Annotated in this window: 16 protein-coding genes; 3 read left to right on the top strand and 13 right to left on the bottom strand. The window is 64.4% G+C overall.

Annotated elements, in window-relative coordinates; translation table 11 throughout:
* Positions 1-19: 19 nt before the first annotated feature.
* The 6 genes from ACQREB_RS07145 to ACQREB_RS07120 form a co-directional block, all read right to left on the bottom strand.
* Entirely contained in the window at positions 20-1045 is a 1026-nt protein-coding gene (locus ACQREB_RS07145) for an aminoglycoside phosphotransferase family protein (protein WP_427767063.1), read from the bottom strand.
* A gap of 15 nt (positions 1046-1060) precedes the next feature.
* The gene (locus tag ACQREB_RS07140) at positions 1061-2425 is read right to left on the bottom strand and encodes a sodium/glutamate symporter (RefSeq protein WP_427767060.1); all 1365 of its coding nucleotides are present in this window, start codon (positions 2423-2425) and stop codon (positions 1061-1063) included.
* A 193-nt stretch (positions 2426-2618) separates the two neighbouring features.
* Positions 2619-3248, bottom strand: a complete 630-nt coding sequence (locus ACQREB_RS07135; RefSeq protein ID WP_427767057.1) for a transposase — start codon at positions 3246-3248, stop codon at positions 2619-2621.
* 77 nt (positions 3249-3325) lie between these two features.
* Positions 3326-6037, bottom strand: coding sequence for a valine--tRNA ligase (locus ACQREB_RS07130; RefSeq protein ID WP_427767055.1), 2712 nt, complete (start codon positions 6035-6037; stop codon positions 3326-3328).
* Between the two features lie 163 nt (positions 6038-6200).
* Positions 6201-7970 carry a phosphomethylpyrimidine synthase ThiC gene (thiC, locus tag ACQREB_RS07125; protein ID WP_427767053.1) on the bottom strand — a complete coding sequence of 590 codons (1770 nt, stop codon included), beginning with the start codon at positions 7968-7970 and terminating at the stop codon, positions 6201-6203.
* Positions 7971-8589: 619 nt separating this feature from the next.
* Positions 8590-11934, bottom strand: coding sequence for a beta strand repeat-containing protein (locus tag ACQREB_RS07120; protein ID WP_427767051.1), 3345 nt, complete (start codon positions 11932-11934; stop codon positions 8590-8592).
* A 962-nt stretch (positions 11935-12896) separates the two neighbouring features.
* Here ACQREB_RS07120 and ACQREB_RS07115 point away from each other — a divergent pair.
* Together ACQREB_RS07115 and cydB are read left to right on the top strand one after the other, a co-directional pair.
* Complete coding sequence (locus ACQREB_RS07115; RefSeq protein ID WP_427767048.1) at positions 12897-14252, top strand: cytochrome ubiquinol oxidase subunit I; 1356 nt, start codon at positions 12897-12899, stop codon at positions 14250-14252.
* A gap of 67 nt (positions 14253-14319) precedes the next feature.
* Positions 14320-15345 carry a cytochrome d ubiquinol oxidase subunit II gene (cydB, locus tag ACQREB_RS07110; RefSeq protein WP_427767045.1) on the top strand — a complete coding sequence of 342 codons (1026 nt, stop codon included), beginning with the start codon at positions 14320-14322 and terminating at the stop codon, positions 15343-15345.
* A 47-nt stretch (positions 15346-15392) separates the two neighbouring features.
* Here cydB and uvrB read toward each other — a convergent pair whose 3' ends face one another.
* Positions 15393-17435 (bottom strand): excinuclease ABC subunit UvrB, encoded by a 2043-nt coding sequence (uvrB, locus tag ACQREB_RS07105; RefSeq protein WP_427767043.1) that lies wholly within the window; start codon positions 17433-17435, stop codon positions 15393-15395.
* Between the two features lie 152 nt (positions 17436-17587).
* On the opposite strand from uvrB, the gene ACQREB_RS07100 reads away from it, so the two are divergent.
* Positions 17588-19273 (top strand): putative manganese-dependent inorganic diphosphatase, encoded by a 1686-nt coding sequence (locus ACQREB_RS07100; RefSeq protein ID WP_427767041.1) that lies wholly within the window; start codon positions 17588-17590, stop codon positions 19271-19273.
* Positions 19274-19319: 46 nt separating this feature from the next.
* Here the strand turns inward: ACQREB_RS07100 and ACQREB_RS07095 are convergent, their stop codons facing one another.
* From ACQREB_RS07095 to ACQREB_RS07070, 6 genes are all read right to left on the bottom strand, one after another.
* Complete coding sequence (locus ACQREB_RS07095) at positions 19320-20345, bottom strand: threonine aldolase family protein (RefSeq protein ID WP_427767038.1); 1026 nt, start codon at positions 20343-20345, stop codon at positions 19320-19322.
* Between the two features lie 125 nt (positions 20346-20470).
* Entirely contained in the window at positions 20471-21061 is a 591-nt protein-coding gene (locus tag ACQREB_RS07090) for a peptide deformylase (protein ID WP_427767035.1), read from the bottom strand.
* Positions 21062-21079: 18 nt separating this feature from the next.
* Positions 21080-22096, bottom strand: a complete 1017-nt coding sequence (locus ACQREB_RS07085; protein WP_427767033.1) for a hypothetical protein — start codon at positions 22094-22096, stop codon at positions 21080-21082.
* 67 nt (positions 22097-22163) lie between these two features.
* Positions 22164-22919 carry a nucleotidyltransferase family protein gene (locus ACQREB_RS07080; protein WP_427767030.1) on the bottom strand — a complete coding sequence of 252 codons (756 nt, stop codon included), beginning with the start codon at positions 22917-22919 and terminating at the stop codon, positions 22164-22166.
* Between the two features lie 55 nt (positions 22920-22974).
* On the bottom strand, positions 22975-23142 hold the full coding sequence (locus ACQREB_RS07075) for a hypothetical protein (protein WP_427767028.1): 168 nt from the start codon (positions 23140-23142) through the stop codon (positions 22975-22977).
* A 145-nt stretch (positions 23143-23287) separates the two neighbouring features.
* Complete coding sequence (locus tag ACQREB_RS07070) at positions 23288-23941, bottom strand: basic secretory protein-like protein (RefSeq protein ID WP_427767026.1); 654 nt, start codon at positions 23939-23941, stop codon at positions 23288-23290.
* Positions 23942-24017: the final 76 nt, after the last annotated feature.

The raw sequence follows: 24017 nt of genomic DNA, 5'->3' as shown, positions 1-24017 counted from the left end.
GTCGCGGCGCGGGCGGTTTTCAGGCGAGGCCGAGGGCGGCGCGGCGGCGTTCGCGGGAGCGGAGCTCCGTCGCAAGCATCGCCAGGTTCGGGAGCGTTCCCGCGGCTTCGGCGACGCGCTTCAGGCGGTCCAGCGCAGGGAGAGCGAACGCGCGGTAACGCGGCTTGCCCATCTTCATCGACAGGAAGAAATACGCGCCGCAGGCCTGCATGAGGCGCTGCGCGGCGGCGCAGAAGAACGTCTTTTTCGCTTCGGGTCTTTCCGCTTCGGGGACGCCGACGAAGCTGCAGTAGTCGTCGAAGAGCGCGTCGCGTTCGGCGTCGGAGAAATCGACGTAGGGGTCAAAGATCAGCGACGCGGCGTCGTACCAGCCGGTGCCGACGCGCATGCCCTGAAAGTCGATGAAGCGCGCGCGGCCGTCGCGCCAGAGGACGTTCTGCGACTGGAAATCGCGGTGGACGAGCTGCGGCGGGAGCGCGAGCAGGCGCGCGGCGAGCCCCGCGAGCTCGTGCTCGAGCTCGACGCGCGCCATGCCGGTGATGCAGAGCCGGTGCGCCTCCTTGGCGGCGTTGGTCAGGAAGTAGTCGCGCTCCCACTTGTAGTAGGCGGCGTCGAAGCCGTCGCGCATGATCGGGGTTTCGCCGAGCCCGGCGAGCCCTTCGCGGTGGAGCCGCACCGCACCCGCGAGCGCCGAGCGGTAGGCGTCGCGCCAGGCGGGATCGTTCCCGCGGCGGAGCGTCCACAGATCGACGTCGCCGAGGTCTTCCATGACGAGCACGCGCGCCGCCGCGTCGTGCAGAAAAATCTTCGGCGCGGGAACGCCGACGCGCGCGAGGAAGCCGGCGATTCCGGCGTAGAGCGCGTTTTCCGCCTTGGAGTCGTCGTACACGCAGACGACGGCGGGCTCGCCGCGGAAGCGCGCGCGGAAGAAGCGCCGCGTGCCGCCGCCTTTTTCGATTTCGGCGTTCCCGTCGGCGAGAACGAGCTCCGCGGCGATTCCCGCGGGCAGGATCGTATCCAGAAATTCCTTCGCTTTTTCAGGCATGGCGCACGCCTTTCGTCAGATGTATTTCTTCGAGGGGTGCAGGACGAAGCGCCAGAAGAGCAGCCAGAGCACGATCATGCAGACGCTCACCGTCACGACGACGGGGAAGCCCTGCGTCAGCAGCAGCGGCACGGCGAGCGAAGTCCAGATGCCGCCGCCCATGATCGGCTCGTGCAGCAGCTGCTTGTAGCCGAACGCCTCGGCGGCGACGGTCTTCGTCTCCGGATCGACGGTGCGCAGCAGGAGCAGCCCCGTCGCCGTGACGCCGGAGGACTGTCCGTACTCGGCGATCGCGCGCTCGAACCACGCGTTCCTGAAAAGGCGCGGCGCCAGGAAAAGCACGCCGCTCACGTTCCACGCGACGCCCGCGAGACAGATGATCGCGAGCGGCGCCCAGTTTTCCGCGACGAACTCGATGCGGATCGACGCCACCGCGGCGACCACCAGAAAGTCCAGCGCCGTTCCCGCGAGCCGCTGCATCAGCCCGTGGTCGACCAGGTGATCCAGCCGGAAAAACCGCAGCGCGTTCTGCACGACGAGCCCGCCGATCATGCACAGCGGGAACAGCGGAAAGCTCTTCAGCACCTTCAGGTCGCGCACCGCCTCGGGCGCGAAGCCGTCGAGCAGCCCGAGAAATTCCTTGATCCCGTAGCCGACGAGCACGGCGATCCCGACGATCGCGACGTGCAGCGCGAGCGAGTCGATCGAGTCCGCGCACACGGTCTGCCTGCCCGCGGAGGGCGATTCGTCCTTCGGATAGACGCCGCGGCGCTCGCTCTCCGTCTGCTCGGAAAACGAGCGGATGTTCTTCACCCAACCGAAGCGCACGCCGAGATTGATGAGCCACATGCCGAGCACGACGCCCGCGATCATGCCGACGGTCGCCACGGTGAAGCCGAGGTCCTTGCCCTGCGCCCAGCCGAGCTCCGCGAACGTGTCCGAAAGCCCCGCGACGGTGCCGTGCCCGCCCTCGAAGCCGACTTCGATCAGCGCCGCGAACGCGGGCCCGACGTCGAACAGCGGGTTCAGAATCAGCATCACCACGAGCGCGCCGACCGCGTATTGCCCCCACGCGACAATCTGCCCGTAACAGAGCTGCGGGGCGGAGACGCGCCAGATCTTTTTGAGCCCCGGCGTGGAGACGCCGAGAAAAAGCGCCGCGAACACGATGTTGATCAGGAACGAAGGAATGCCGCTCCAGCCCGCGTACCAGCCCGCGGGAACGCGCTCGCCGCCGAAGAACACGACGCACAGCCCCACGACGCCGGCGATGACCGACGAGGGCAGATACAGCCGCTGAAAAAGCGAAAAGCGCATCCGCAGAAATTTGCCGATTATCAGAAGCAGGCACAGCCCGCAGAACGATGTCACCGCCGTCATGTGATTTTAATTACGTTGTCGTGAATGATGTTGTTCGCCGTGGAAGCCTTCAAGTTTCCGCCGCCGCGCCCGCGGGCGCAAGCGCAAAGGGCGCGGGAACGTCACGGAAGAGGCGCGTCCCCGATTGTCCGAAGAGGCGAAAACCGAGCGACGGAGAGAGAATTCGACGCTCACGGAGGGGCAATCGGGACGATTACCCTCCTTTGGGATTGTCGAGGATGTATCGGACGACGCGGTCGAAATGCGCGCGGGAGCGGATCATGCGGTCCCACGACTCGTGCTGCCAAATTTGCCCGCGCCCGCCGAGAGCTCTGTTCATCGCGTGCGCCGTAAAACTTTTCCACACGAACAGAACGTCGCTCAGTTCGTGTCCGCCGAGAGTCTTCAGGAGCACATGCACGTGATTCGGCATAATCGCGAAACACGCCAGACGGTAGCGGATTCCGTCGAAATGCCGCAACGCGTCGTGAACGATTCTGCAGATCCGTTCCTCCCGCAGGACGCAGGAGCCGTGTCCCTCGTCCAAAAATTTCTCGACGCGGACGTGAAATTTCTCGTAATACTCCGCTTCGGTCGCTTCGTCCCACGGCTCCGGATGAAGAGCCCGCCAAGCCGCGCGCTCCTCCTTCAATCGGCGCAGGACCTCCTGCGGCAGAGAATCCGCAAGACGAAACGTGACGAAGAAAAATTTTTCGGACTGTTCCCAATGCGGCAGATGGCGGCGCGCCTTGTCCGTATCCGTCGCCGGATTGTAGAACGCGTCGGGCGCGTCCGGGCAATCCGGATTCGAGGCGAGATAAACGGCGTATCTGCAGAGACGCATCGCGGGAAGAAAATTTTAAGGAGGGCAACCGAGACGGTCGCCCTCCCGTGAATCGGCAATCGGAAGCGCGCGGCGCCTCAGCCGAGGGCGGCGAGGAGCTTGGCGGTTTCGTCGCGCTTGGCGAGCGTTTCCGCGAGCTGCTTCTTCGCGCCTTCGAGGATGTGCGCGGGCGCCTTCGAGGCGAACGCCGGATTGTTGATCTTCGCCGTTCCCGCCGCGACCGCCTTTTCGAGCTTTTCCAGCTCCTTCGTCAGGCGCCTGCGTTCGGCGACGACGTCGATCAGCCCCGTCACGTCGAGCGAGAGCGTGCCCAGCGGCGTGACCGCCGAGGGACCGTCCGCCGCCGTTCCCGCGGGAACGGTCTCGATCTCGCGCGCGCCGACGAGCGTCTTCAGCTTCGCCGCGTTGCGTTCGAGCAGCGCGCCCGCCGCCGCGTCCTTCAGCGCGAGGCGGAAGAGGCAGTCCTTCTTCGTTCCCGCGTTGTTGTGCGACTTGAGCGCGCGCGCCTGCGTGACGAACTCGCGGATCTGCGCGATGTCGTTCACCGCGTTCGCGTCGATCGTCAGCCCGCGCTTCGCGAGCGCGCCCGCGAGCTCGTCCGCGGAGACGAGCCGCTGCGACTGCAGGAACTCGCCCTCGGGAATGTATCCGAGCAGGTGATACAGCTCTTCGGCGATGAAGGGCGTGAGCGGCGCGAGGCAGAGCAGGAACTGGCGCAGGCACAGATCCTGAATCGCGAGCACGTTCCCGCGCAGCGCGTCGTCGGCGAGGCGCGTCTTCGCCACCTCCACGTACCAGTCGCAGAAGTCGTTCCAGAAGAACGCGTAGAGCGCCTGCGTGTAGGCGTTGAACTCGTAGTTCGCGAGCGCGTCCGCGCAGCCGCGCACGAGACGCACGAGCCCGTCGAGAATCGCGTGGTCGTCCGCGTCGCAGAGCGCGGGATCGACGCGCGCGACGATCGCCTCGAGCGAGGAGTTGTCGAGCATCGGGCCGCTCATCTGGCGGAAGCGCGACGCGTTCCAGAGCTTGTTGCAGAAATTGCGTCCGAGCTCGACGTTCTTTTCGTCGAAGAGCACGTCCTGGCCGAGCGGCGCCGAGCGCATCGTGCCGAAGCGGAGCGCGTCCGCGCCGTAGCGCGCGATGAGGTCGAGCGGGTCGGGCGAATTGCCGAGCGTCTTGGACATTTTGCGCCCGAGCTTGTCGCGCACGATTCCGGTGAAATAGACGTTGCGGAACGGCATTTCGCCGCGCCATTCGAAGCCCGCCATGATCATGCGCGCGACCCAGAAGAAGATGATGTCCGGGCCGGTGACGAGGTCGCTCGTCGGGTAGAATTTCCTGAGCAGCTCGGGCATTTCGTCCTCGGGCGCGTCCATGTCCCAGCCCATCGTCGCGAAGGGCCACAGCCAGGAGGAAAACCAGGTGTCGAGCACGTCTGGGTCCTGCGTCCAGTTTTCCGGATCGGCGGGCGGCACGACGTCGCAGTGAATCTTCGCGGGATCGCTCTTGGAATACCACACGGGAATGCGGTGTCCCCACCAGAGCTGGCGGGAAATGCACCAGTCCTGCAGGTTGCCCATCCAGTGTTCGTAAACCTTGCTCCAGCGCTCGGGGTGGAACTTCATCGCGCCGGTCGCGACGCACGCGCGCGCGGCGGGAACGCTCGGATAGCGCAGGAACCACTGCTCGGAAAGGCGCGGCTCGATCGGCACCTTCGCGCGCTCGCTGATGCCGACCTTGTTTTCGTAAGGTTCTTCCTTGACGAGCAGACCGAGCCCGCGCAGCAGCTCGACGGACTTGTCGCGCGCGGCGAAGCGCTCCATGCCCGCGAGATCCGCGCCCGCGAGCGCGTTCATCGTGCCGTCGGGGTTCATGATGTCCGTCACCTTCAGCCCGTGGCGTTTCCCGATTTCAAAGTCCGTCTTGTCGTGCGCGGGCGTGACCTTGAGCACGCCGGTGCCGAACTCGAACTCGACGGACTCGTCGCCGACGATCGGGATCGGCTCCTGATTTTCGAGCGGGAGCGGCCGGATCGCGTGCTTGCCGATGTATTTCGCGTAGCGTTCGTCCTTCGGGTTGACGGCGATCGCGGAGTCGCCCGGAATCGTCTCGGGGCGCGTCGTCGCGATCGTGAGGAACGTTCCCGGCTCCTCGGCGATTTCGATTTTGAAATAATACAGGAAGCCCTTGTGCGGCTCCATGATGACTTCCTCGTCCGAGAGCGCCGTGAGCGACGCCGGGCACCAGTTCACCATGCGCTTGCCGCGGTAGATGTAGCCCTTTTTGTAGAGATCGACGAAGATCTTCTGAATGCACGCGGAATACTTCTCGTCCATCGTGAAACGTTCCCGCGACCAGTCGCACGAGCAGCCGAGCTTCTTGAGCTGATTGATGATGATGCCGCCCTTCTCGCGCTTCCACGCCCAGACGCGCTCGAGAAACGCCTCGCGGCCGAGGTCGCGGCGCGTCTTGCCCTCCGTCTTGCGGAGCTGCTTTTCGACCATGACCTGCGTGGCGATGCCCGCGTGGTCCGTTCCCGGCAGCCAGAGCACCTCCTTGCCGTCGAGCCGCGCCTTGCGCGCGAGAATGTCCTGAATCGTGTTGTTGAGCACGTGGCCCATGTGCAGCACGCCGGTGACGTTCGGCGGCGGGATGACGATGGAATACGCGGGGCGTTCTTCGCTCACGCGCGCGGGATCGGCGGTGAAGCAGCCGCCCTCGACCCAGTTCTGATACCAGCGGGCTTCGACCTGTGCGGATTCGTAATTTTTCGGAATGTCGTGCGTCATCGTTTTTTGAAAAAAATGAAAGCGGAAACGATACGCTCTTCCCCGCCTCCCCGCGAGCGCTTTTTTCACGCCGAACCGGCGCCCGCGCGTTCCCGCGGGAACGCCGGAAGCGCGGCCGCGGCCGCCCCTTACACACTACACCCTACACGGCGCGCAGTGCCGTTCATTCCAGCTCGGAGGAAATGCGCATGGAGCAGAAGTCCGGACCGCACATCGAGCAGAAGGCGGCCTTCTTCGCGGCGTCCTGCGGGAGCGCCTCGTCGTGCAGACGGCGCGCGTGCTCGGGATCGAGCGAGAGCGCGAACTGGTCTTCCCAGCGGAACTCGAAGCGTGCGCGGGAAAGCGCGTTGTCGCGGTACTGCGCGGCGGGGTGGCCTTTCGCGAGGTCGGCCGCGTGCGCCGCGATCTTGTAGGCGACGACGCCCGCGCGCACGTCCTCGCGGTTGGGCAGTCCGAGGTGTTCCTTGGGCGTCACGTAGCAGAGCATCGCGCAGCCGTACCAGCCGATGAGCGTCGCGCCGATCGCGCTGGTGATGTGGTCGTAGCCGGGCGCGATGTCGGTCGTGAGCGGCCCGAGCGTGTAGAACGGCGCCTCGTGGCACCAGTCGAGCTGGTTGAGCATGTTCGCGCGGATGAGCTGCGCGGGAACGTGCCCGGGGCCTTCGTTCATCACCTGCACGCCGTGCTCCCAAGCGCGTTTCGTGAGCTCGCCCTGCGCCTTGAGCTCGGCGAACTGCGCCTCGTCGTTCGCGTCCGCGATGGAGCCCGGGCGCAGCCCGTCGCCGATGGAGACGCCGATGTCGTACGCCGCCATGATTTCGCAGATTTCGTCCCAGTGCTCCCAGAGAAAATTCTCCGCGTTGTGGCGTCTGCACCACTTCGCCATGATGGAGCCGCCGCGCGAGACGATGCCCGTGACGCGCGAGGCGACGAGCGGCACGAAATCCTTTTTCACGCAGGCGTGAATCGTGAAGTAGTCCACGCCCTGTTCGGCCTGTTCGATGAGCGTCTCGCGGAAGACGTCCCAGGTGATCTCGTCGCTCTTGCCGCCGACTTTTTCGAGCGCCTGGTAAATCGGCACGGTGCCGACGGGAACGGGACAGTTGCGCAAAATCCACTCGCGCGTGGCGTGGATGTTCTTCCCGGTGGAAAGGTCCATCAGCGTGTCGCCGCCCCAGCGGCACGACCAGCGCATCTTGTCGACTTCCTCCTCGATGCCGGAGGCGATCGCGGAGTTGCCGATGTTGGTGTTGATCTTCACGAGAAAATTCCGCCCGATGATCATCGGCTCGGCTTCCGGGTGATTGACGTTCGCGGGAAGAATGGCGCGGCCGCGCGCGATTTCCGAGCGCACGAACTCCGGCGTGATCTCCCGCGGGATCGCCGCGCCGAACGCCTCGCCCGGGTGCATGAAGTCGAGCCGGCGGCGCTCCGGCGTTCCCGCCTCCTCGCGCATTTCCTGCAGCTTCATGTTCTCGCGGATCGCGACGAACTCCATCTCCGGCGTGACGATGCCGCGGCGCGCGTAGTCCATCTGCGTGATGCGCGCGCCGGGCTTGGCGCGGTAGATCTTGCGGTCGCCGCGGTCGAACTGCTCGACGTGGCAGGCGGTCTTCACCGCGGGAACGGCGTAGCTCGGCGGCACGGCCTCGACGTCGCCGCGCTCGAGAATCCACGGCGTGCGCAGCGCGGGCAGACCCTTGCGGATGTCCTTGTGAAACGCCTCGTCGCCCCACGGACCGGAGGTGTCGTACACGCGCACGGGCGCGTTTTCGCGCAGAATCTTTCCCGAGCGGGAACGCGTCGGCGAGAGCGCGATTTCGCGCATGGGCACGCGGATGTCCGGGCGCGAGCCTTCGATGTAGACGCGGCGGCTCTGCGGGAACGCCTTGCGGATTTCGTCGTTTTCTGCTGTTGCGGGAATGTCTGACATGACGGGAAAGTTTAGAGCTTAAAGCCTGAAGGTTAAAGATTAAACGACGCTTCCCCGCGGGAACGAAAGGAGGGTACGCGTCCCGCTTGCCCGCGAAATCCTTCCCGCAGAAATTTTGAACCGGCAAGGAACAGAAGAGAAAAAAGGAGGGTAAGCGTCTCGCTTGCCCTCGAAATCCGCGGACGGAAACGCCATATCCGCCCCGACGGGGCGAAACAAACGTAACCCCATGCGCGCAGCGAAGCGCGCGCCGTTCCCGCGTGGCAGTTGCGCCTTTCAGGCGCGTGTTCTTTTTGCGGACGCGACCCCAAGCGGCGCTCCGCCGCATGGGGTTATTTTTGTTCCGCATTCCATGCGGATCCGCCCGCGGGAACGCCTGGGGGCGAAGACGTCCACGTCTTCGGCGTGAGGCGCGGGAACGCGCGCGACGAAAATGCGTCCCTCGAAAATCGGACGCCTCCGGAACGAAGGCTGGAATGCCTTCGCCCCAAAGCCCCGAAGGGGCGACGATTCCCTTCCCGCGCGCCGCTCGCCCTACCCCCCCCAAAAAAAAAGCGCACAAAAAACGCTCCCGCGAGTTTTCCGCGGGAGCGCCTCTTTAAGCTTTAAGCCTTAAACTTTAAGCTTTCCTGCGACGACGGCGCGTTCCCGCGAGCGCAAGCGCCCCGAGACCCGCCAACAAGCCGAACACGCTCGGCTCCGGAATCGTCAGCGTCACGGAAAGCGCCGTACCATCATAAGACCAGTCCGCGAGACCGTCCCAGCCCTCCAGCCTGACGAAACCGTTCACGAACGAATCGAGATTGTCCGGAGTGAGGCTCACATCTTGCGTGCCGTTATTGTACCGGATCACCGACGACGTGATGATGGCCAAGACGTCGTTTTCCGCCGCGCCCGTCACATCCACGACGAAAGAAGAGCCCGCTGCGAACGTGATTCCGCCCCACGCCGCCAGACCGTAATCATTCGTTTTCGAGGCCGTGAATTCCAAAGCACCCGCCGACTGCACAGAGACCCGAGAGCCCCCCAACCCGAAGGCATCTCCGGTCTTCACCGTTCCGGCTTTAATTTCCACGGACGAGAGCGAATTTGGCATCGTAGGATTCAGTTCCAGCGTCTGACCGCCCGCGTCGAACACGAGCGCAAGCGAATTCTCGCCTCTGTTCAGCCTTCCCGAGAACACTCCGCCGCCGGTCACCGTCAGCGTCGAGCTCGTCGTGCCTTCGGCGAGACCCACCGTTCCCGCGCCGGAAAGCCCGAAGACCGTCACGGCGGACGTGCCGAGATTCAGCGTCGCGCCGCTCTTCACTTCGACGCCCTTCGTCGTGCCGAGCGCGTTCGCGTGCGCCGCGACGACCGTTCCCGCCTCGATCACGGTTCCGCCCGTGTAAATGTTCGCGTTCGAGAGCGTCAGCGTTCCCGCGCCGGTTTTCGTCAGCGAAGCGCCGTCTCCGGAGAGAGCTCCGGCGAGCGTGATCGACGCCCCGACGTTCCCTTCGGCGTTCGCGGAAGCGCCGTCCGCGCCGACGACCTGCTTCGTCGTGTCGATCGTCACGTTTCCGGAGAGGCTCATGGCGACGTCCGACGACCAGTCGGTCAACGCGCCGAGCGTGCCGCCCGAAAGCGTCACGGTTTTATTGGTCGTTCCGTTGGTTCCGCTTCCGTAAGTCAGCCCGCCCGCGCCGAGATTCAGACGTCCGGAAGAAAGCGTGACGTTCGCTGCATTGGCTCGATACGTGTTCAAGGAAACACCGTAAAGATTCGCCGTGCCGCCGGAAACTTCAAGCGTTCCCGCGCTGTCCCAAGAAATGACGGTGAAACCCTCCGTCACATTCAACGTGCCTCCGGAGACAGTCAGCTTGCTCGTCCCGTTTTTCCAATGACCTATAAGAACGGCGTTGGCCGTCGTGCTTTGCCCAGTCACACCTCCGGTTTTTTCCGTCCCGGTGATGTTGAACACACCGCCCGTCAGAGTGTAAAAACTCGCGGTCTGGTCAACACTGTCGTTAAGTACTAAACGCGTGGCGGAAACCGTGCCCGCGCTCTGCGTGACAGTCCCCCCCTTGCAGACCGAAATCTTTCCTGCGACGGCGAGCTTGCCGGAAATCGTCAGCGTGCCCGCAGACAGAGTGACTTGTGAAAGATTCGCCGTGCCGCTGAATGTGGCGGTAGTACCCGAATTTGCGATTGTCAGAGTCGTTCCCGCCGCCTGCGTCAGCGCGCCCGTGAAATTGACTACCGTGAAGGCGGGGGCGCCGATCGTATAGTCCGCCGCGAAATGAATGTCGTTCGAGATATTAATGAGATTGGCTCCGCCCCACATACTGCCGGAGGAAAGCACGTACTTCGCATTCTGATTACCGGCGAAGGTGTTCGCATCGATATTTCCGGTATGCTCAATCGTTCCCGCGAAGCCTGCGCCGAGCGAAACCCCTTCAAAATTTGAGCCAGTGGCGACCTTCACCGTTCCCTTGCCCGAGATGGTTTTAGTTGTCGCCTCGGAGATGTTTCCCAAATCAAGGACGACGTTCTCGCCGAGCGTCAGCACCGCGTTCGTCGTGAGATTCGCGGCGTCGACGCGGACCGTACCTGTTCCCGTGAGGCTCGTCGCGGCGGAAACCGTCATCGTGCCGACTTTGAGATTTTCCGCAAGCGTCACATTGTTGTCCGTGTCCGTGCCGAACGTCACGGAGTCGCCGTTCTGGAAGGTGACTTCGCCCGTCGTGTCGGTCGTCGTCCAGCCGCTGCCGCCGACTTTCCACACGCCGGAAGCGCCGCCGTTCCAAGTAAGGGAGTAATTCGCGCCCTCCTCGTAAGAGTCAAGCGTAAGCACGCCGGACTCCGAAACCGAGAACGCCGCGCTCCCGCGCTGATTCACGAGATAGCCGCCGATGTAGAGATTAGCGACGCCCATTCCGGAAACGTCGCCGGACGTGACGCCCGCCGCCGTCAGCGTTCCCGAGGAAGAGATGAGCTGCGCGCCCGCAACGTAGGAATCGATTCTGAAAATCGTTCTCTCGGAGAGCGTCACGTTGCCGGTCGCGCTGAGCGCGGCGGAATCCGCCGTGACCGCGCCGAGCTCGAGAACGGCGCCGGACGCCGCCGTCACGTTCGCGGCAACAGTCAGCGAACCTGCGCTCAAGTCGAGCGTGGAGCCCGTGTCCACGGAAATGCTCGCCGACGTAGCATCGGAAGCGAGTGCGACGCTTTTCCCTAAAATCAGCGTGCTGCCTCCGGAAACATTGATTGCAGAGCCGTCGGCCATGGATATCGTTCCTGCTCCGGAGAAATTCGCCGCGCCGCCGCCGGTGATCGTGGTCGTTCCGGAAAAATTGGTGGCGTGAACGTTCGTCCCCGTATCGAGCGTAAACGTTTTTCCTGCGTCAATCGTCCATGTCTGAGTTCCCCGAATGAAGAACTTCGTGGCGTTCTCCGTGGTGCCGGAAGAATATGTCGGAGTGGTTCCGAAGCTGATTTTGAAATTCTCGTGGAACGTCGAAAAAGCAGCCGTAGAATTTCCGTTCCCGATATAGACGGCTCGATCCTTAGAGGCTGTATTGGTTCGCCCTTGTGCGTAAATGACGTAATCGGAAGCGCCCTCCTCGACGATGATGCCGGCGACGGCAAGCGGATTGAACGTAAAGCACATGTTCGGATTGCTGCCGACCGACGCGTCGAAGCGAATGGTGTTAAGGTCCGCAGAGGTGCTGGAAGAAGCTATGATGTTTTTAATATTATTCCAACTCGTGATCGAGCTTCCGTAAGAATATGAGGACGTCGCCGAATCCCACGTTGTCGCCTGCCATGCACCAAAAGCGAGATCCGCTTCCGAGGAGGCGGTGTTCGCCCATGTATAGATGGAACCGGAGTAGGTCGTGTCGCCGACGGTCGTTTCCGCCCACGCGGGAACGCTCATCGCGGCGGCGGCGAGGAGTGAAGTGATAAGCAATTTTGATGTGTTCATTGCGTGTGATTTTGTGTGGTTTGTTGTTGTAGTTTGTGTGAAAGGCGCTACGCGATGCGCGGACGCGAGGAGGCGCGGGCGTGCGTGCGCGGGAACGCGCGCGACGCCGCTCCGAATGCGGCGGGAGAGCCGAACGTAAGCGTCCGACGGGACATCATGTGCAAGTTTGTGTGATTTTGTGTGAAATTCCGCGTGTGAGACGGAAGATAGGCGAAGTATCTGAACGGGCGGGAAATTTCGCAAGCATTTTTTGACTCAGAGAAACGGAGGAACAAAGGAACAGAGAAATTTTTGACCGGAAGTCATGGAAGCGGGCAGAAGTTTTTTTTTGGGGGCGAAGACATTCCTGTCTTCGTTCCCGCGGCGGACGCATTTTCGCCGCGCGCGCGTCCGGGCGAAAAGCCATCCGTGCGGATCCGCGTCCATCCGTTGTTTCAAAAAATCCGCGGAAGTCTGCGGGATCCGCGGGGAAAAAGTTTGTGCAAGCGGATTTCCGAGGAAGCGACAAGAATGTCGCCTCTCCCCTAGAAAACTTTTCTTTAACTTCTTTTGACTTTGCGGTTTTTCTTTGCGCCCTGGCGTCTTGGCGGGAGAATTTCCGCGGGAGTAATTCCGAGGGCAAGCGGGACGCTCGCCCTCCTATAGCGTTCCCGCGACTTTCCGTTTCCCTGTTTTTCTGTTCCTCTGTGTTAAAAAAAAAGCTTAAAGCTTAATGATTAAAGCTTAAAGGGAAGTTTGTGCTGGCAGATTTCGAGGAAGCGACAGGTAAGCGAAGCGTGGAGCCATGTCGCCTCTCCTCTAAAACTTTTCTTTAACATCTTTTGACTTTGCGGTTTTTCTTTGCGCCCTGGCGTCTTGGCGGGAGAATTTCCGCGGGAGTAATTTCGAAAGCGCGCGGGCGGCGGCGTTCCCGCGCTTTTTTCTTGCTCGGCGGGAGGGCGTTTTTCAGAATCGGCGGCGCTATGGACCCCGAATTGCTTGCCCGAATTCAATTTGCGCTCACCGCAGGTTTTCACTTTCTGTTCCCGCCGCTTTCCATCGGTCTGGGCGTGTTCCTCGTCATCGTCCGCGGATTCGCCTACAAGACGAAGGATCCCGCGTGGCGCTCGCTCGCGGACTACTGGACGAAGATCTTCGCGCTGGTCTTCGCCTTCGGCGTGGCGACGGGCATCGTGCTCGAGTTCGAGTTCGGCACGAACTGGGCGCGCTACTCGCGCTTCGTCGGGGACGTGTTCGGCAGCCCGCTCGCGGCGGAAGCGATTTTCGCCTTCTTCATGGAATCCTGCTTCCTCGGCATCGTGCTGTTCGGGCAAAAGAAAGTGTCCGAAGGCTTCCATTACTTTTCGACGATCATGGTGTGCTTCGGTGCGCATCTGAGCGCGCTGTGGATTCTCGTCGCGAACTCGTGGATGCAGACGCCGGCGGGCTACCACCTCGTCGAGACGGAAAACGGGCTGCGCGCCGAGATCACGGATTTCTGGGCGATGGTCTTCAATCCTTCGACGATCGACCGGCTGTGGCACGTGCTCGTCGCGGCGTGGTGCACGGGCGCGTTTCTCGCGCTCGCCGTCAGCGCGTGGCATCTGCTGAAGAAGCGCTGCGTTCCCGCGGCGGAGCGCGGGCTGAAGACGGCGCTGTCGATGGCGGCGGCGGCGCTCGTGCTGCTGTTCGCGTCGGGGCACGCGAGCGCGATGCTTCTCGAAAAGACGCAGCCCGTGAAGTTCGCCGCGATGGAGGGCATCTTCGATTCGTCCGAGCCGGCGGGCTTCCACGTCATCGGCTACGTGGACGAAGAGGCGGGCACGGTGCGCGGGCTCAGCGTTCCCGGCGTCGTCAGCGTCATGCTCGGCAAAGGGCTCGAAGTGACGCCGGAAAACCGCGTGCTCGGGCTCGACGACGTTCCCGCGGAGGAGCGTCCGCCGCTGCAGCTCACGTTCCAGGGCTTTCACTGGATGGTTTACGGCGGGTGCGTGATGGTCGCGGTCGCGGGCGTCGGGCTGCTGCTGTGGTTCCGCGGGAAGCTTCTTTCGACGCGCTGGTGGCTCGCGCTCTGCGTTCCCGCGTGCGTCGTTCCGCATTTCGCTCTGCAGATGGGCTGGATCGCGACGGAGGTCGGCCGCCAGCCGTGGATCGTGCAGGGGCTGCTCAAGACGAAGGACGCGTTCTCGACGAACGTCTCCGCCGGGCAGCTCTGGTTTTCGCTGATCTTCTTCACGCTGATCTACGCCGTGATGTTCGCGCTCTTCGTCGCGCTTCTGCTGAAGAAGGTGCGGCAGGGCCCGAAGGAAATCGCCGCCGCCGGCGACCCGGAATCGTGAGTCTCCCGCGTTCCGACCCGCCGTTTTCCCGTCACTTGTCACCTGCAACCTGCAACCGATTTTTCCCATGGACTTAAACACTATCTGGTTCGGCCTTCTCGGCGTGCTCTTCATCGCCTACGCGGTGCTCGACGGCTTCGACCTCGGCGTCGGCGTCATCCTGCCCGCGTTCAAGGGCGACGACGAGCGGCGCCTCGCGCTCAACTCCATCGGTCCCGTCTGGGACGGGAACGAGGTCTGGCTGCTCACGGCGGGCGGCGCGCTCTTCGCGGCGTTCCCGCACGTGTACGCGGGCGTGTTCAGCGGGCTTTACTCGGCTCTGATTCTGCTGCTCGGCGCGCTGATCTTCCGCGCCGTCGCGCTCGAGGTGCGGAGCAAGGGCGAAAGCCGCGCGTGGCGGCGGCTGTGGGACGCGGTCTTTTCCGCGTGCAGCGCGCTCGTCGCCCTGCTGCTCGGCGTGGCGGTCGGCAATCTCGTCACGGGAATGCCCGTGAACGCGGCGGGCGAAATCGACGCGGGCGCGTTCGGGCTGCTCAATCTGCTCGAGCCGATTCCGTTGCTTTCGGGCGTGCTCGCGGTCGCGCTCTTCGCGCTGCACGGCGCGCTGTTTCTGCGCATGAAGACGGGCGAAGTCGTGCGCTTCAAGATCGACCTGCTCCTGCCCGGACTTTTCGCGTTCGCGGCGATCTTCCACATCGCGCTCACGGCGTTCGTGCTGTTCGCGGACGCGCGCCCCGGCGCGGCGAACTTCGAAAGCGTTCCCGCGCTCGGCGCCGTTCCCGTGCTGGCGATGCTCGCGATGATCGCGACGGGCCTCTTCCTGCGCTGCCGCACGTACAAGCTCGCGTTCTGCGGCACGACGGCGACGATCGCCCTGCTCATCCTCACCGTCGGCGTCGGCATGTTCCCGAACCTCGTTCCCGCGGTCGGCGACGCCGCGAACTCGCTGACGATCCGCGATTCCGCCTCGCCGAAGACGCTGACGACGATGCTCGTCATCGTCTGCCTCGGCGTCCCGCTCGTCGCGCTCTACCACGTGCTCGTCTATCGCGCCTTCGCCAAAAAGACCGAACTCGACGAACACAGCTACTGAGCCGCGCGGAGAAAGATTTCCCGCCGCAAAAAAGCGCCGTTCCCGCGTCAGGGGCGGCGTTTTTTGCGGGAAGGTTTCGCGTAGGGCTTCGCGGGAGCGGGCTTCGTCGCCGCGCCTTTTTTGAGCAGGGAAATCTGGTCGCGCAGGAGCGCCGCCTTTTCGAATTCGAGGCGGTCGGCGGCGGCGAGCATTTCCTCCTCCAGTTCGGCGATCACGGCGGCGACGTCTTCGTCCTTCGCGCCTTCCGCCGCCATGAGCGCCGTTCCCGCGTCGTCCTCCGGCGGCGGGAGCAGGCTTTCCTGCACGGCGCGGCGCACGCCGCGCGGCGTGATGCCGTGCGCGGCGTTGTATTCCATTTGGCGTTCCCGCCGCAGGCGCGAAATCGCGATCGCGCGCGCGAGCGACTGCGTCATCACGTCGGCGTAGAGAATCACGCGGCCGTTCTCGTGGCGCGCGGCGCGGCCCGCGGTCTGGACGATCGAAGTTTCGCTGCGGAGAAAGCCCTCCTTGTCCGCGTCGAGAATGACGACGAGCGCCGCCTCCGGAATGTCGAGCCCTTCGCGCAGCAGGTTCACGCCGATGAGCACGTCGAACGCGCCCCGGCGCAGACGCCGCAGAATCTCGACGCGCTCGATCGCGTCGATGTCGGAATGCAGATACTCGGCGCGCATGCCGCGTTCCCGCATGAACTCGCAGAGATCCTCGCTCATGCGCTTCGTGAGCGTGGTGACGAGCACGCGTTCTCCGCGCTCGACGGCGAGCGTCGCCTCGTGAATCGCGTCCTCGACCTGCCCTTTGATCGGGCGCACCTCCATCACGGGATCGAGCAGCCCCGTCGGGCGGATGATCTGCTCGGCGACGACGGCGGAATGCTCGAGCTCGAACGCCGCGGGCGTCGCGGAGACGAAGACCGTCTGCTTCACGAGCGCCTGAAATTCCTCCGGGCGCAGCGGGCGGTTCTCCACCGCGCTCGGCAGCCGGAAACCGAATTCGACGAGCCGCTCCTTGCGGGAACGGTCGCCGTTGGACATGCCGTAGATTTGCGGGAGCGTGACGTGCGATTCGTCGATGAAGACGAGAAAATCCTTCGGGAAAAAGTCGATGAGGCACCACGGCCGCTGCTCCGGCGTGCGCCCGCCGAGGTGCATGGAATAATTCTCGATGCCGAAGCAGAAGCCCGTCTCGCGCAGCATCTCGACGTCGTTCTCCGTGCGCATGCGGATGCGCTGCGCCTCGAGCAGCTTGCCCTCGCGCTCGAACTTCGCGACCTGCTCCTCCAGCTCCGCCTGAATTTTCCCGATCGCGGTCTCGATGCGGTCCTGCGGCGTGACGTATTGATTCGACGGATACAGATCGTATTTTTCCAGACGCGCGCCCGCGCGCCCCGTCAGCGGATCGAGGCGGCGGATGGACTCAATCTCGTCGTCGAAGAGCGAAATGCGGATCGCCGTCTCGCGGTCGGCGGGAAAGACGTCTATCGTGTCCCCGCGCACGCGGAACGTGCCGCGCTCGAACGCGACGTCGTCGCGGCGGTAGAGCGAGCGGACGAATTTTTCGAGCAGCTCGTCGCGTCGCGTCTTCATGCCGACTTCGAGCGGGATCATCATCTCGTTGAAGTCGTCCGGCGAGCTCGAACCGTAGATGCACGAGACGGAGGCGATCACGATGACGTCGCGGCGCGACAGCAGCGCGCTCGCGGCGGCGATGCGCAGGCGCTCGAGGTCGTCGTTCACGGCGGAGTCCTTCTCGATGTAGGTGTCCGTCGCGGGCACGTAGGCCTCGGGCTGGTAGTAGTCGTAGTAGCTGATGAAGTATTCGACCGCGTTTTCCGGGAAGAAATGCTTGAACTCGGAGTAGAGCTGCGCGGCGAGCGTCTTGTTGTGCGAGATGATGAGCGTCGGGCGCTGCACGCGCGCGATGACGTTCGCCATCGAGAACGTCTTTCCCGAGCCGGTGACGCCGAGCAGCGTCTGCCAGCGGTTCCCCGCCTGCACGCTGCGCGCGATCAGGTCGATCGCCTGCGGCTGGTCGCCCGTCGGCGGAAACTCCGAAACGAGCCTGAACGGCTTGCTGCTGCGGTCATGCTCCATGTGTGATCAGGAATTTTCGATTTTCGGGCTCCGGTTTCAAGCTTCGAGTTTCGTCGCGCGGCGCGAGGCGAATCCGCTTCCGAGCCCGGAGCGGCGGAGCTTCCGCGCCGAAAAGCTTTGCCCGGCGGGAGCGCGCGGCGTAGAAAGCTCGCATGAACACCGAAAGACCGAAACGCGTCTTCGTCTCCGGGCACCGCAACCCGGACACGGACAGCATCGCCAGCGCCTACGCGCTCGCCGCGCTGCGCGGCCTCCGCGACCCGGGAACGCGCTACGTCCCGATCTGCCCGGGCGTCCTGCCCGAACGCGCGGACTTTCTCTTCCGCCGCTTCGGCGTCGAGCCGCCCGCCGTGCACCACGACGTCTTTCTGCGCATGCGCGACCTGCTCGAACCCGCGACGGCGATCGTCGAAGGCACGACGCTCTTCGCCGCCGTGGAGACGCTGCGGCGGGAACGCGCGGCGCGCCTACCCGTCGTCTCCGCGACCGGGAAATACCTCGGCATGCTCAGCGCGGCGACGCTGCTTTCGCAGCTGCTCAACATCGGCAACGACAACGCGGAAGACCTGACGGGGCGGCACATCTTCAGCTCGCTCGCGCTGATCCGCGACGTGCTCGAAGCCGAGGCGGAAACGCTCGCGCGGGCGGACGCGCTCGAGGACTTCGACGTTTACGTCGCGGCGATGCGCCCGGAAAGTTTCGCCGTCCACGTGCCCGTCGCGGAGCGGAAAAACCTAGTCATCATCGTCGGCGACCGCCCGGAGATCCACCGCTGCGCGCTCGAGCACGCCGTGCGGTTGCTGATCGTCACGGGAACGTCTCCCGTCGCGCCGGAGATCCTTTCCGCGGCGCGGGAACGCGGCGTTTCCGTGATGCGCACGCGCCTGGATTCGGCGACCGTCGCGCGGCGCCTCAAATTCAGCATGCCCGTGGAGCGCGCGCCGCTCGCGGCGGAAGAGACGCTCGCGCTCGCGCCGGACGACCGCCTGCGCGACTTCCGCAAAAAAATGCTGCGCGACGCCTCTGACCTCTTCCCCGTCACCGACGCCGCGGGAACGCTCCTCGGCGTCGTCCGCAAGAAACAGCTCTCCGAGCCGCCGCCGCACCGGATGATTCTCGTCGATCACAACGAACCGACGCAGTACCTTCCCGGCGCGGACGAGCTGCCCGTCGTCGAGGTCGTCGATCACCACCGCATCGGCATGTTCACCTCGGAAACGCCGATCCGCTTCACGGGCGACGTCGTCGGGAGCACCTGCACGCTCGTCGCGCGCGAGTTCTTCGCGCAGGGAGAAATGCCGACGCCCGCGCTCGCCGGCCTGCTGCTCGGCGGACTCGTCTCCGACACGCTGATGCTGAAGTCGCCCACCACGGCGCCGCTCGACCGCGAAATCTGCGCGAAGCTCGAAAAGCTCTGCGGCGTTTCCGCCGAGACGCTGATGGCGGAGATGACGCGCATCGACTCGGCGCTGACGACGAAATCCGCCAACGCCGTCATTTCCGGCGACCGCAAGGACTACACGGAAGGCGACGTGAAATTCGCGCTCGCGCAGGTCGAGGAAACCGAGCTCGAGCTGCTGCGCGCGCGCAAACGCGAGCTCTCCGCGCAGATGCGCTTCCGCGTCGAAGTCGAAAACCTGCTCTTCTTCGGGCTGCTCGTCACGGACGCGATCCACGAAATTTCGGAGCTCCTCATCGTCGGCGACGACGACGTGCTGCGCGCCCTGCCCTACGAAAAGCTCGAAGACAACCTCTACGCGCTTCCCGGCGTGCTCTCGCGCAAAAAGCAGCTGCTCCCGCAGATGCTCTCCATCTGCGCCGCGCTCCGCCGCGAGTGAACGCGGCGGGAACGGGCGGGCGAAGCGCGGAGCGGCTGCGCGTTTTTTACAGCGCGGCGAGAAGCGCGTCCACCTGTTCTTCGCGGGTCGCCCAGCAGGTGCAGAAGCGCACGGCGGTGTGCCCGGCGTCCACGCGGCGGATCGTCGCGAAGGAAAAATCTTCCGCGAGACGGCGCAGCAGCGCGTCGGGCAGAATCGGGAAAATCTGATTCGTCGGCGAATCGATGAACAGCGGGAAGCCCGCGTCGCGGAAGCCCCGCGCGAGCTTTTCCGCGAGGCGCACGGCGTGCGCGGAAACGTCGAAGTAGAGCCCGCCTTCGAGCAGCGTCAGGAACTGCAGCCCGAGCAGGCGCCCCTTCGCGAGCATGCCGCCGCGCTGTTTCAGCACGTAGCGGAAATCCGCGTTCAGCGCGGGATTCGCGATCACGAGCGCCTCGCCGAAAAGCGCGCCGACCTTCGTTCCGCCGATGTAGAAGGCGTCGCAGTGCGCGGCGAGAAACGGCAGATCGACGTCGTTCCCGCGCGCCGCGAGCCCGTAGCCGAGCCGCGCGCCGTCCACGTAGAGGAAAAGATTCTTCTCGCGGCAGACGTCGTGCAGCGCGGCGAGTTCGGCGCGGGAATAGATCGTGCCGAGCTCCGTCGGGAACGAGACGTAGACGAGCTTCGGCTGCGCGATGTGCTCGTGCGTCTCGTCGTTCCAGTGCGCCTCGACGGCGGCGCGGACCGCCTCGGCGGAGAGCTTGCCGTCCGCGCTCGGGACGATCTGCACCTTGTGCCCGGTCGCCTCGACGGCGCCGGTCTCGTGCACGGCGATGTGCGCGGATTCGGCGGCGAGCGCGCACTGATGCGGGCGCAGCGCGGCGGCGATCAGCGTGAAGTTCGTCTGCGTGCCTCCGACGAGAAAATGCACGCCGAGCGCGGCGTTCCCGCAGAGCTCGCGGATCTTCGCGGCAGCGCGGGCGCAGTATTCGTCTTCGCCGTATCCGGGCGTCTGCTCGAAATTCGTTTCGGCGAGGCGTCGGAGAATCTCCGGGTGCGCGCCTTCGCCGTAATCGCAGTTGAAACGTGTCATTGGTGTTGACTCTGAAAATTCTTTTTCGGACGGGAAACGGACGGAATCGCGCCCGGCGGGCCGAGGAGTCGAAAAGCTTTAAAAGGTCGAGGAGCAATTACCTTTTAAGCTCCTCGACGTCCCCGTCACTTCGCTTTCCGCTTCGCCTTGAGCTCGGCGAGCGTGTCTCGCTTCAGCGACTTCAGCTTCGCGGCGTTGCGCAGACGGTCGCGCGCCTCCATGCGGTCCGTGAAGACGATGCCCTGGCAGTGGTCGTTTTCGTGCTGGCAGCAGCGCGCGAGCATTCCCGTGCATTCGAGCACGTGCGGCGTTCCCGCGACGTCTTGGAACGAGACGCGCACGTTTTCGCAGCGCACGACCGTGCCGCGGATTCCCGGGAAGGACAGGCAGCCCTCGCGGCATTCCCACAGATCGTCGTCGAGCGTCTCGACGCGCGCGTTCGCGAACGCCATCGGCATGGCGAGCGCGGCGGGAACATCCTTGCCGTCGAGCCGGAGCGCGAAGTCCTGCTCTTCGCCGGCGGCGGGCTTCAGGTCGATGACGAAGAACTGCATCGAAAGGCCGACCTGCGGCGCGGCGAGCCCGATGCCGTTCGTCGCGTGCATCGTCTCGACCATGTCGTCGGCGAGGCGCTTCAGCGCGTCGTCGAACGTCTCGACGGGATCGCCTTTTCTGCGGAGCACGGGGTTGCCGTAATGCGTGACGGGAATGATCATGGCTTCGGAAATTCGTGATTATTTTTCGGACGCGTCGGCGTTTTTCTCGGATCCGGAAAAGATGTCGAGCACCGCCTTGCCGGCGTCGAGCACGGCGTCCGTCGTCGCGTTCGCCGCGTCCGAGACGGCGTCGGCGGTCGCTCCCGCGGCGTCGGAAACAGCCCCCGCCGTCGCGCTTGCTGCGTCGGAAACAGCTCCGGCGGTAGCGCCTGCGGCTCCGGAGACCGCATCGACGGTCGCCCCCGCGGCGTCGGAAACCGCGCCGACCGTCGCGCTCGCCGCGCCGGAAATGCCGGACGCGCGGAGGAGACGGAAGACGCTCATGAAGTTCCCCGCGAAACGCATGCCGAACTGAACCGGCGTCAGATCTTCGTCCAGCCCGAGACCTTCGGGGAATTCGACGGAAATCGGCGGGAGCGGCGACGGAACGGAGCCCATGTAAAGGCAGACGCGGACGCCGTCGATGTTCACGAAACGCGCCGCGACGTAGATTTCCTCGGCGGGCGCGGCGGCGGCTTCGGGTTCGTCGGGCGTCGCGGGTTCTTCGGTCGAGGGCGGCGCGAAGCGGTCGGCGAGCGCGCCGACGTTCGTCGCGCCGGAAATCAGCTGCTCGTAGTTGAGGCGGAGATTCTTCAGCGCCAGCGTGCGGATGATTTTCTTGCGGGAAAGCGCGGTGAGCGCCTCGAAGTCGAACTCGAAATATTCGAGGCTCATCAGGTCCTGCGAAAAATCTTCGCCCTCGACGACGGGGCGCCCGACGACGAAGTTTTCGACGCGCACGTAGCCGCCGAACGGGCGGACGACGAGCGTTTCGACGGACATCTTGTCCACGCCGAGAATTTCCGCGCCGACGGAATTGATCGTCCATTTCGCGACGGAGCCGAGCCCGAACGCGACGAAGAGCAGCAGGAGCGCGACGAGCGCTCCCGCGACGATCGCGAGGCGCTTCAGCAGGCGGCGTTTCTTCTTGGGCGTTCCCGCGTCGGCGGGCGTTTCGTTTTCCGCGGGCGCGGCGTTGTTTTCGTTCGTGTTCATTTCCGCGAAATCCTAAACCGCCCCCGCCGAAACGAAAAGCGGAAAGTGGAATCGCCGCGCGCGTGATTCACGCGGCGAAGTCGCGCTGCGCGGCGGCGTATTCTTCGGGCGTGCCGAGGTCGCGCCACGAGCCCGCGTCGTCGATCACGCCGCGGATTTCGCCGTTCCCGCGCGCGACGACGCGCAGAAACGCCTCGACGACGCTTTCGATTTTCCCGGCGGGGATTTCGTCGAAAAATTTCCGCGAAACGATGTAGATGCCCGTGAAGCGGCAGCGGCGCGTTCCCGCGCGGCCGAGACGGTCGCGCAAATCCTCGACGCGCGCCGTCGCGTCGTCGAAATTCACGTTGCCGCGCGCGTCCGTGCGCAGGAGCAGAGTCGCGAGCGCGCGGGAACGCGCGTGCGTCGCGGCGAGCGCGCGCAGGTCGAGCTCGGCGAGAATGTCGCCGTTGTACACGAGCAGATTTTCGTCGGCGGGAACGAGGAGCGGCTCGATGTTCTTCAGGCCGCCGCCGGTGTCGAGCAGCACAGGCTCGTGCACGAGCGAGACGGGGGCGCCGCGGTAGTCGCCGCGCGGGAACGCCTCGGCGTACGCCTCCGCCGCGTGGTGCGTGTTGACGATGAAGCGCTCGACGCCGAGCACGAGCAGCGCGTCCATCGCGCGGCAGAGCATCGGCTTCCCACCGAGCGGCAGCAGCGGCTTCGGGCAGCGCTCGGTCAGCGGCCGCAGGCGCGTCCCCAGCCCCGCCCCGAGCAGAAACGCCGTCTTCGGAAAATCGGCGTCTGCGGACGGATTTGAATCTCTTCGGCGAATGTCCTTCATGTTTTTCGGAAAAAATTTTCGGCTCAAAAACCTTCGGTTTCAAGCGGTTTCCGGCTCATCGTGAGCCGAAAACTCGCCCGCGGGCCGCGATCTTGAGCCGAAAGGCGACGAGACGTGCCTTCATGTCCGCGGCTTCGATTTCCGCGGGCGTGCAGATCTCGCTCAAAAACGCGACGGCGTCGCTTCCGCGAGGAGAAATTTTATCAGCCTTTTCTTTGCTCATAACGCATTCCTTTCTTTGAAGTCTTTCATGTTACGTTTTGCCTGTTCGATTTCGTTCGATGACGTTTTCTGAGTTTTGATGAGACGTCGATTGTTCGGCTTTCCTTCAAAAAAAATCGCGTCCGTACGTGTTCTTTCGCGGTTTCTTACTCTTTCTTCCGCGCGCGCATTTCGCGGACGAAGTCGTCCACGGTGCAGCCGTAGCGGGCGGCGAGCCACGCCTCGCCGTTTTCGCTGCGACGGAGCGCCGCGTTGAGCGGGCGCAGCAGCGCGGCGGCGTCGCCCCCGTGACGCGTCCGGACGATGTGCTCCAGCAGCGCGGCGGTGTGCGTGTATCCGCGGCGGACGTCAGCGTCCGCGGGAGCGACCCAGCGCGCGGGCTCGCGCAGCAGGCGGTAGTCGCGCACGTAATCGGCAACGCCTTCCAGGAGCCACCACGGCGCGACGTTCCCGGGGTAGGCCTGCACCACGTGCACGAGCTCGTGCACGAACATGCCGGCGTCGTGCGGCGCGGCGCGCAGATACGGCGCGCTGAGCGTGATGCGCCGTCCGATGGTCACCCCGGGCGGCGCGGACGGGTCTTCCGTGAGCCCGAGATGAATCGGCTCGGCGGAAAGCTCGACACCGAGCGTCTCCGCGATCTGCGGCAGATAATTTTTGGCGAGGCTCTGCAGAATCGCGCGCTGACCGACGTCGATTCCGGCGTCGAAAATCACGGGATCGGCGTCCGCGCGTCCCGTCGCCGGGAACGCGAGCGCGCAGACCATCAGTGAAAGCAGCGCAGTGAGTAATTTCTTCATGGGGAGGAGGGTTGAAATGTGAAATGTGCGAAGTGTAGAAAATTGACGAGGACGGGCAAAGGATTTTCGTCTCGTC

Source organism: Candidatus Spyradosoma sp. SGI.093, assembly GCF_050314555.1.
Lineage (GTDB): Bacteria > Verrucomicrobiota > Verrucomicrobiia > Opitutales > UBA953 > Spyradosoma.
This window is presented reverse-complemented; position numbering and strand designations above follow the sequence as displayed.